The sequence below is a fragment of the Nocardia abscessus NBRC 100374 genome (assembly GCF_000308455.1).
In the GTDB taxonomy this organism is placed as follows: Bacteria; Actinomycetota; Actinomycetes; order Mycobacteriales; family Mycobacteriaceae; genus Nocardia; species Nocardia abscessus.
In genome coordinates this window covers 100,981-108,954 of sequence record NZ_BAFP01000025.1, presented here as the reverse complement: position 1 = coordinate 108,954, position 7,974 = coordinate 100,981, and the positions used below count along the sequence as shown (strand labels likewise).

The following is a 7,974-nucleotide window of genomic DNA, read 5'->3' as shown; positions in this document are numbered from 1 at the left end:
AGCCGTCTTCCTGCTCGACCGCTTTGGTGCGGCCCGCGCCGACGTCGGAACCGGCGTCGGGCTCGGTGAGCACCATGGTGGCGCCCCAGCCGTGTTCGGCCATGAACCTGGCCCAGCGCTGCTGTTGCTCGGTGCCGATGCCGTGCATGATGTCGGCCATGATGGGGCCGGTCAGGTACATGTAGGCCGCGGGCTGCGCACCGAGGACGAATTCGCTGATCGCCCAGCCGACCATCAAGGGGGCGGGCACACCGCCGATCGCCTCGGCCTTGCCGACCCGCCACCAATCGGCGTCGTACCAGGCGCGCACGGCCTTCTTGAACGAGTCCGGCAGGCTGACCGAGTGGGTGGCCGCATCGAAAACCGGGGGATTGCGGTCGGTTTCGGCGAACGGCTCGGCGACCGGCCCTTCGGCCAAGCGCGCAGCCTCCGCCAGCATCGACCGCACGGTGTCGCCGTCCAGGTCACCGAATGCTCCGGTGCGGAGTATGTCGTCGAGTCCGTACACCTCGAACAGGTTGAACTCGAGGTCACGCACGTTGCTCTTGTAATGGCTCACGAGCCAGGGCCTTTCGGGGAAACGGCCGGTGTACCGGCATGGGATTCGGCGGGCGCACCCACAGGTGATCGCCCACGGCACACTGTGCGGCACCGGGAACGCGAAATCAATCCGATGTTAATGACCATTAAGTAAATGGTCGGATGTCCGATTGCGTTCTCTCCCCTGATAGCGGGAAATTGGCCGGTCTAAGTTAATTGCGACTAAGTGGCATAAATCACTGGGCGGTAACTCGGCCATGGCCCCGGGCCGTTTCGATCCGCTCTCCGATCGCCACGAGTACGTCGACGAGGTCGGCGCGACGCCGGAAGCGCGGATTACGGACGGCATCGATGACCACGGTGGTGACGGCGCGGCTGAGCACCCGGGCGGCCGGAGCGGACAAGTCCGGTCGTACGGCCTGCAACATGCGGGCCCACTGGGCGATGCCGTCCAGGCGCACCCTGCGGTAGCGCTGTACCGCCTCACCCGGCAGGTGCCGGGTCTCGCTGACGGTGATGGCGAGCAGGTCGGGCTCGTCCACGCCCAGCTGGGCGAAGCTGCGCATGAGTGAGCGCATGGATTCCTCGGCGCTGCGGCCCTCGGCGATCGCCCGGGCGAGCAGTAGCCGAAGCCACTCGTCCTGGCGCCGGACGATCTGGTCCAGCAGCTCGGCTTTGCTCGAAAAGTGGTGGTACAAGGCGGGCCCGGTGACGCCGACGGCCGCACCGATGTCTTCGATGCCCACGGCCGCGTAGCCGCGGGTGCTGAACAATCGCGCCGCTTCGGCGAGCATCCGCTCCGACCGCAGTGCTCGGTCCAGCGCGGTGTTGCCGGTCTCCGTGCGCGGTGGCCGATTCGGCGGATGGCCCGCCGAGTGCTCGGGCATCTCGGTGGCGATCACCGCCGCGACGGCGGCGTCGAGCACCTGCGCGGCCGCGGGCGCGGGCAACTCCGCGCGGTGATAGGAGGGGCTGACGGCGATCGACAGCACGCACCAGCTCAGCAGCTCGACATCCGCGGCGCTCAGCTCCGGTCGGCGCAGGTGGATGGTGTGGCGCAGGTACCGGGTGATCCGCGCGGCGCGCACCAGTACCGCGGTCTTGTCCGCGGCGGTCAGGTTGCGGAACTCGAGTTGCCACAGTCGCGGCAGGCCGCGCAGTTCGAGTGCGACCCGGACCAGTTCGGTCAGTACCGCGCCGCCGGAATCGTCGGAGCGAAACGCGGCGTCGAGCCGGCTCGAGGTGTCGTCGAGCCCCACCAGCAGGCACTGCCCCAAGAGTTGCTGCTTGTTGCGGAAGTGCCGGTACAGCGCCGTCGCCGAGATGCCGACCGCCGCCGCGATATCGGCCATCGTCGTGCCGTAGTAGCCGCCGTGCGCGAAGGCGTCGACCGCGGCGTGCAGGATCATCTCGCGCCGATGAGGTGGTCTTCGCCGTGGCCGGCCGCCGTTCGCCTGTGTGCCCATCGCGGTCAGTGTCGCGCATCGGAACGTCCACGGCGAGGTCGGGCCGCGTCCGATTCCCCGGCACGCCCCGGGGCGCTTCCGTAGTGGCGCTCGGACCGGTATGACGATTCCGTCATAAACGACGCGCGGGTCCTACTGTCGAGTAGGCTTCCCGCAGCTATCACCACCCGGAGCGCGTGGCATTACCCGTGGAGACGCGCGGCGAGTTGGTCGCCCGTTCCGGATCGCCCGGCCGGTGAAATCCGCCGCTGTGGGCGCGCACCTGAACATGTCGAGCGGCTCGTGATGCCGTCCGTGTGCGCCCCGGCGAGGTAGGTAAGGTCTGAAGCGTCGTGGAACGGACTCCACGATGCAGCCGCCGAACAGCTTCGCGCGGACGCGCCGCCCTGTCGAACGAAGAGAGCTGATTGATGTCGACCTCTACAGCGCGTGCACAGATCGGTGTCACCGGTCTGGCGGTCATGGGTAGCAACATCGCACGGAACTTCGCCAGGAACGGCTATACCGTCGCGCTGCACAACCGCTCCGTCGCCAAGACCGACGCACTGCTCGAGGCACACGGCGACGACGGCGACTTCGTGCGAACCGAGACGATCGAGGAGTTCGTCGGCGCGCTGGAGAAGCCGCGCCGGGTGCTGATCATGGTCAAGGCCGGCGCCGCGACCGACGCGGTCATCGAGGAACTGGCGGCCGCGATGGAGCCGGGCGACATCATCATCGACGGTGGAAACGCCCTCTACACCGACACCATTCGGCGGGAAGCCGCCATGCGCGAGCGTGGCCTGAACTTCGTCGGAGCGGGCATCTCCGGTGGCGAGGAGGGTGCGCTCAACGGCCCCGCGATCATGCCGGGCGGACCCGAGGAGTCCTACGCCTCGCTCGGTCCGTTGCTGGAGTCCATCGCGGCGAAGGTGGACGGCACGCCCTGCTGCACCCACATCGGCCCGGACGGCTCAGGACATTTCGTCAAGATGGTGCACAACGGCATCGAGTACGCCGACATGCAGCTGATCGGCGAGGCCTACCACCTGTTCCGCGACGCCCTCGGTTTCGACGCCAAGCAGATCGCCGACGTGTTCACCCAATGGAACTCCGGCGACCTGGAGAGCTACCTCGTCGAGATCACCGCCGAGGTGCTCAGCCAGGTCGACGCGAAGACCGGCAAGCCGCTGGTGGACGTCATCGTCGACGCGGCCGAACAGAAGGGCACCGGACGCTGGACGGTGAAGTCCGCGCTCGACCTCGGCGTGCCGGTGACCGGCATCGCCGAAGCGGTGTTCGCGCGGGCGCTGTCGGGTTCCCGCGATCAGCGCAGGGCCGCGGAGGGACTCGCGTCGGGCCGGTTGGCCGAGAAGCCCACCGATGTCGAGCAGTTCACCGAAGACATCCGTCAGGCCCTGTACGCCTCGAAGGTGGTCGCCTACGCGCAAGGCTTCGACCAGATCGCCGCGGGCAGCGCCGAATACGACTGGGGGCTGCGCCCCGGCGACCTCGCGACGATCTGGCGCGGCGGCTGCATCATCCGGGCCCGGTTCCTCAACCGGATCAAGGAAGCCTACGACGAGAACCCGGCGCTGCCGAGCTTGATCCTCGCGCCCTACTTCCGCGAGGCGATCGAGACCGCCATCGACAGCTGGCGCCGCGTCGTGTCCACCGCCACCCTGCTCGGAATCCCGGTGCCTGCGTTCGCGTCCTCCCTGTCGTACTACGACGCCCTGCGCGCCGACCGCCTTCCCGCCGCGCTCACCCAGGCGCAACGTGACTTCTTCGGCGCCCACACCTACGAACGCGTCGACGCCGAAGGCAAGTTCCACACGCTCTGGAGCGGCGACCGCAGCGAGGTTCGCGCCGACTAGTCCGTCGCGGTGCCGCAGTGCGGGAATCGCTCCCGCACTTGCGGTATTGATCGTTTCCGCCTGCGTCAGCCCCGGATCCCGGCGGCCCGCTCCCATGCGGCGCGGCGGAGTAGGCGTAACCCGTTGAGTCCGACGATGACGGTGGATCCCTCGTGTCCGGCGACGCCCAGCGGCAGCGGCAGGTTTCCGGCGAGGTCCCAGACGACCAGCACGCCGATGAAAGTGGCGGCGATGGCCAGGTTGGCGGTCACCACCCGGCGCGCCTGCCGGGACAACGCGATCACCGCCGGGATCGTGGTCAGATCGTCGCGCACGACGACGGCGTCCGCGGTCTGCAGGGTCAGGTCCGATCCGGCTCCGCCCATCGCGATGCCGACCTCGGCCGCGGCGAGGGCCGGGGCGTCGTTGATGCCGTCACCGACCACGGTCACTGCCCGCCCGTCGGCTTGCCACTGCCGCACCGCCGCCACCTTGTCATCGGGCAGGAGGTCGGCGCGCACGTCGGTGATGCCGACCCGAGCGGCGAGCCGGTCGGCGGTGGCGCGGTTGTCCCCGGTCAGCAGCGCCGGCTCGACGCCGGTCAGCTCGGTCGCGGCGCGCACGGCCGCGGCCGCTTCCGGACGGAGCTGGTCGGTGAGGGCGAGCACCCCGATCGGCTGGTGCTCGCAGGTCACGATCACGGCGGTGTAGCCGTGGGCCTGTACGGCGTCGACGGTGGCTTGCCCGGAGGCGAGGCCGGGTCCCGCCGTGGCGGGGGAGCCGACCCCGATGAGGCGGTCACCGACGAGGGCGGTCACACCGCGGCCGGGATGCGCGGTGAACTCGGTGACCTCGGGCAGGCGCAGATCTCGGCCGCGGGCCGCGCGCACGATCGCCGCGGCCAGCGGATGCTCGCTCGGGAGTTCGGCCGCCGCAGCGAGCCGAAGCACCTCGTCGTCGGTGAACCGTTCGTCCAGGCAATGGATTTCGGCGATTTCGGGGATGCCGCGGGTCAAGGTGCCGGTCTTGTCGAAGGCGACGTGCGTGGTGGCGCCGAGCTTTTCCATGACAACGGCGGACTTGACCAGTACGCCGTGGCGGCCCGCGTTGGCGATGGCCGCTAGTAACGGTGGCATGGTGGCCAGTACTACCGCGCAGGGGGAGGCGACGATCATGAACGTCATCGCTCGCAACAGCGCCCGCTGCAGCGTGTCGCCGAGCAGCAGGGGGATGGCGAACACCGCGAGGGTGACCACGACCATGCCGATCGAGTAGCGCTGCTCCACCTTCTCGATGAAAAGCTGTGTGCGCGCCTTGGTTCGGGCCGCCTGCTCGACAAGGGCGGCGATCCGCGCGACCACGGAGTCCTCGGCGCGGCGATCGACCCGGATGCGTAGCGCGCCGGTGCCGTTCAGGGTGCCTGCGAACACCTCGTCACCCGCGGTCTTGTCCAGGGGCAGCGGTTCGCCGGTGATCGTGGCCTGATCGACCTCGCTGCCGCCGGAGAGCACCGTCGCGTCCGCGGGAATCCGCTCACCGGGCCGCACCACCGCGACATCCCCGACACGTAATTCGGTGGCGTGCACCGTCTCCTCGTCGCCGTCGCGGGCGATCCGGGTCGCGGTGTCCGGCGTGAGGTCGAGCAGTCCGCGCACCGAGTCCTCGGTCCGGGCGGTGGCCAGCGCTTCCAGGGCGCCGGAGGTGGCGAAGATGACGATCAGCAACGCGCCGTCGGTGATCTGGCCGATCGACGCGGCGCCGATCGCGGCGACGACCATGAGCAGGTCGACATCGAGTGTCCTGTCCCGCAGTGCGCGCAATCCCGACCAGCCCGGCTCCCACCCGCCTGCGGCATAGCAGGCCAGGTACAGGCCCCACCAGACCCACTGCGGGCCATCGGCCAGTTGCGCCGCCAGACCGGTCAGGAACAACAGCACAGCCGCGGCGGCCCACCGCACTTCCGGCAGGGCGAACAGCCGGGTCCGGCGCGTGGGCACGAGACCGGATGACGGAGTCGGACGGGTCGGCGCGAGAGTCGGCGCGGCCACGGGTCACCTCCAAGACAGCAGCGAACGGACGGTCCGACCATATCAGAAAACATGAACATGTCTTCATTTGTTCCTAGAGTATGCTTTTCCCTTATGGGACACGGCGTCGAAGGCAGAGACCGCCCTGTCGCACGCCTGGATCCGGAATCGGCCGCCCACGTGGCGACCACCTTGCAGGCGCTGGCCACCCCGAGCCGGTTGATGATCCTCACCGAACTGCGCCAGGGGCCGCTGTCGGTGAGTGCGCTGGCCGACGCCATCGGCATGGAACAGTCCGCCGTCTCCCACCAGCTCCGGCTGCTGCGCAACCTGGGCCTGGTCACCGGAACGCGGACCGGCCGCAGCATCGTCTACACCCTCTACGACAATCACGTCGCTCAATTGCTCGACGAGGCGATCTACCACAGCGAACATCTCCGGCTCGGACTGTCCGACCGCCCCGAGACCGTCGGCTGACCGCCCGCGCGGCGAGGCCGGTGCGCCCCTTCGAGGTGGGTCAGCGCGGGGTCCGAGGAGGGCTCGACTCCGCTGCTTGACCTGGAGTGCGCTCCAGCACTTAGTGTGCGGTCGTACAGGGTTTACCAGCAGAAGGGACCACGTCATGGAGCTCGGTTTCCACATCCCCATCTTCGATATCGACGGTGGTACGACCGCCATCGCCGGTGAGCTGGCGCGGGTGGGAGCGGCGGCGGAGGAGTCCGGAGCGACCTGGTTGTCGTTCATGGACCACTACTTCCAGATCGAGCCGACCGGCCTGCCCGCGGAGGCGAACATGTTGGAGGGTTACACCACCCTCGGCTACCTGGCCGCGCACACTTCGCGCATCGACCTCGGCCTGCTCGTCACCGGCGTGACCTATCGCCACCCCGGCCTGCTCGCGAAGATCGTCACCACACTCGACGTCCTTTCCGGCGGCCGGGCGGTTCTCGGAATCGGCGCCGCCTGGTTCGAGCGCGAACACCGCGGGCTCGGCGTGGCGTTTCCCTCGACGGCCGAACGGTTCGAGCGGCTGGAGGAGACGCTGCGCATCTGCCGCCAGATGTGGGATCCGCAGGACAACGGATCCTTCGACGGAAAGTACTACCAGTTGGCCGAGACACTGTGCTCGCCACAGCCCATCAACCGACCGAAGGTACTCATCGGCGGTGGCGGAGAGCGCAAGACGCTGCGGTTGGTCGCGCAGTACGGCGACGCCTGCAACCTGTTCGGCTCCGCGCCCGCGGATGTCGAGCACAAGCTCGACGTGCTGCGACGGCATTGCGACGACGTCGGCCGTGACTACGACGAGATCCGCAAGACGATCATCGCCAACAACCCGCGGCCGAGCCCGGACAACCGCGACGATTTCGTCCGGCAGATGGCCCCCTACGCCGAACTCGGCATCGATGCCGTCATGGTCATTCCCACCACCGGTTCGCCGGCCGCGTGGATAGATGGCATGGCGCCTGCCGTCCCGCAACTGGCGGAACTCGGCTGAGGCCGCGGGCGACCAGCTCACCCAGGTCGGCTCGCAGGTTCGTTGACCGCGGCCCTACAGTTTGTAGCCGATCTGGCGCAACAGCTGCCTGCGGGCCGCCTGGTCGTCGGCATTCTCGACACCGAGCGGTACGAATCCGTCGACCACTCCGACGATGCCTCTGCCGAGTTCCGTTTCGGCGATCAGGACGTCTACCGGATTGGCTGTGGCGCAGAAGATTCCGCAGACCTCCGGGACCTGCCGCACGGCGTTGAGCACGTTGACCGGGTAGCCCTCGCGGAGGAAGACGACGAACGAGTGTCCCGCGCCGATGTCGAGGGCGTTCTTGGTGGCGAGCTCGACGAGGGAGTCGTCGTTGCCGGAGTGGCGGATTAGGCGCGGTCCGGAGGCCTCGCAGAACGCCAGCCCGAAGCGCAGGTGGGGGCTCACCCCCACCAGCGCCTCGTGCAGGTCCTCCACGGTTTTGATGAAGTGGGACTGTCCGATGACGACGTTGAGTTCGTCCGGTTTGTCGATGCGCACGGCTGTCAGCTCCACAGCGACATACTGCGCCCCGGCGAACTCGATTCATAGCATTTCGACATTTATTTCGCTCGCGTCGTGGGTGG

7 protein-coding genes are annotated in these 7,974 nt (G+C 68.4%); 3 read left to right on the top strand and 4 right to left on the bottom strand.

The features are described 5' to 3' along the window. Positions 1-559 (bottom strand): acyl-CoA dehydrogenase family protein (locus ON19_RS04370; RefSeq protein ID WP_043687110.1); only part of this gene is annotated, 559 nt, incomplete at its 3' end. A gap of 217 nt (positions 560-776) precedes the next feature. Then, positions 777-2,006, bottom strand: a complete 1,230-nt coding sequence (locus tag ON19_RS04365; protein ID WP_083899130.1) for a TetR/AcrR family transcriptional regulator — start codon at positions 2,004-2,006, stop codon at positions 777-779. A 410-nt stretch (positions 2,007-2,416) separates the two neighbouring features. Between ON19_RS04365 and gnd the strand changes: the two genes are divergently transcribed. After that, the gene (gnd, locus tag ON19_RS04360; RefSeq protein ID WP_043687104.1) at positions 2,417-3,862 is read left to right on the top strand and encodes an NADP-dependent phosphogluconate dehydrogenase; all 1,446 of its coding nucleotides are present in this window, start codon (positions 2,417-2,419) and stop codon (positions 3,860-3,862) included. A 65-nt stretch (positions 3,863-3,927) separates the two neighbouring features. On the opposite strand, the gene ON19_RS04355 is transcribed toward gnd, so the two are convergent. Continuing rightward, complete coding sequence (locus ON19_RS04355; protein ID WP_043687101.1) at positions 3,928-5,889, bottom strand: heavy metal translocating P-type ATPase; 1,962 nt, start codon at positions 5,887-5,889, stop codon at positions 3,928-3,930. Between the two features lie 93 nt (positions 5,890-5,982). Between ON19_RS04355 and ON19_RS04350 the strand changes: the two genes are divergently transcribed. Together ON19_RS04350 and ON19_RS04345 are read left to right on the top strand one after the other, a co-directional pair. Further along, complete coding sequence (locus ON19_RS04350; RefSeq protein WP_043687098.1) at positions 5,983-6,345, top strand: ArsR/SmtB family transcription factor; 363 nt, start codon at positions 5,983-5,985, stop codon at positions 6,343-6,345. 145 nt (positions 6,346-6,490) lie between these two features. Next, on the top strand, positions 6,491-7,366 hold the full coding sequence (locus ON19_RS04345) for an LLM class F420-dependent oxidoreductase (protein ID WP_043687094.1): 876 nt from the start codon (positions 6,491-6,493) through the stop codon (positions 7,364-7,366). 54 nt (positions 7,367-7,420) lie between these two features. Here the strand turns inward: ON19_RS04345 and ON19_RS04340 are convergent, their stop codons facing one another. After that, on the bottom strand, positions 7,421-7,903 hold the full coding sequence (locus tag ON19_RS04340; protein ID WP_043687092.1) for an adenosine-specific kinase: 483 nt from the start codon (positions 7,901-7,903) through the stop codon (positions 7,421-7,423). Positions 7,904-7,974 lie beyond the last annotated feature (71 nt).

Excerpts from the sequence above, each read along its gene's own strand:
- ON19_RS04365 (WP_083899130.1), bottom strand. The coding sequence starts at position 2,006 with ATGGGCACACAGGCGAACGGCGGCCGGCCACGGCGAAGACCACCTCAT.
- gnd (WP_043687104.1), top strand. The coding sequence starts at position 2,417 with ATGTCGACCTCTACAGCGCGTGCACAGATCGGTGTCACCGGTCTGGCG.
- ON19_RS04350 (WP_043687098.1), top strand. The coding sequence starts at position 5,983 with ATGGGACACGGCGTCGAAGGCAGAGACCGCCCTGTCGCACGCCTGGAT.
- ON19_RS04345 (WP_043687094.1), top strand. The coding sequence starts at position 6,491 with ATGGAGCTCGGTTTCCACATCCCCATCTTCGATATCGACGGTGGTACG.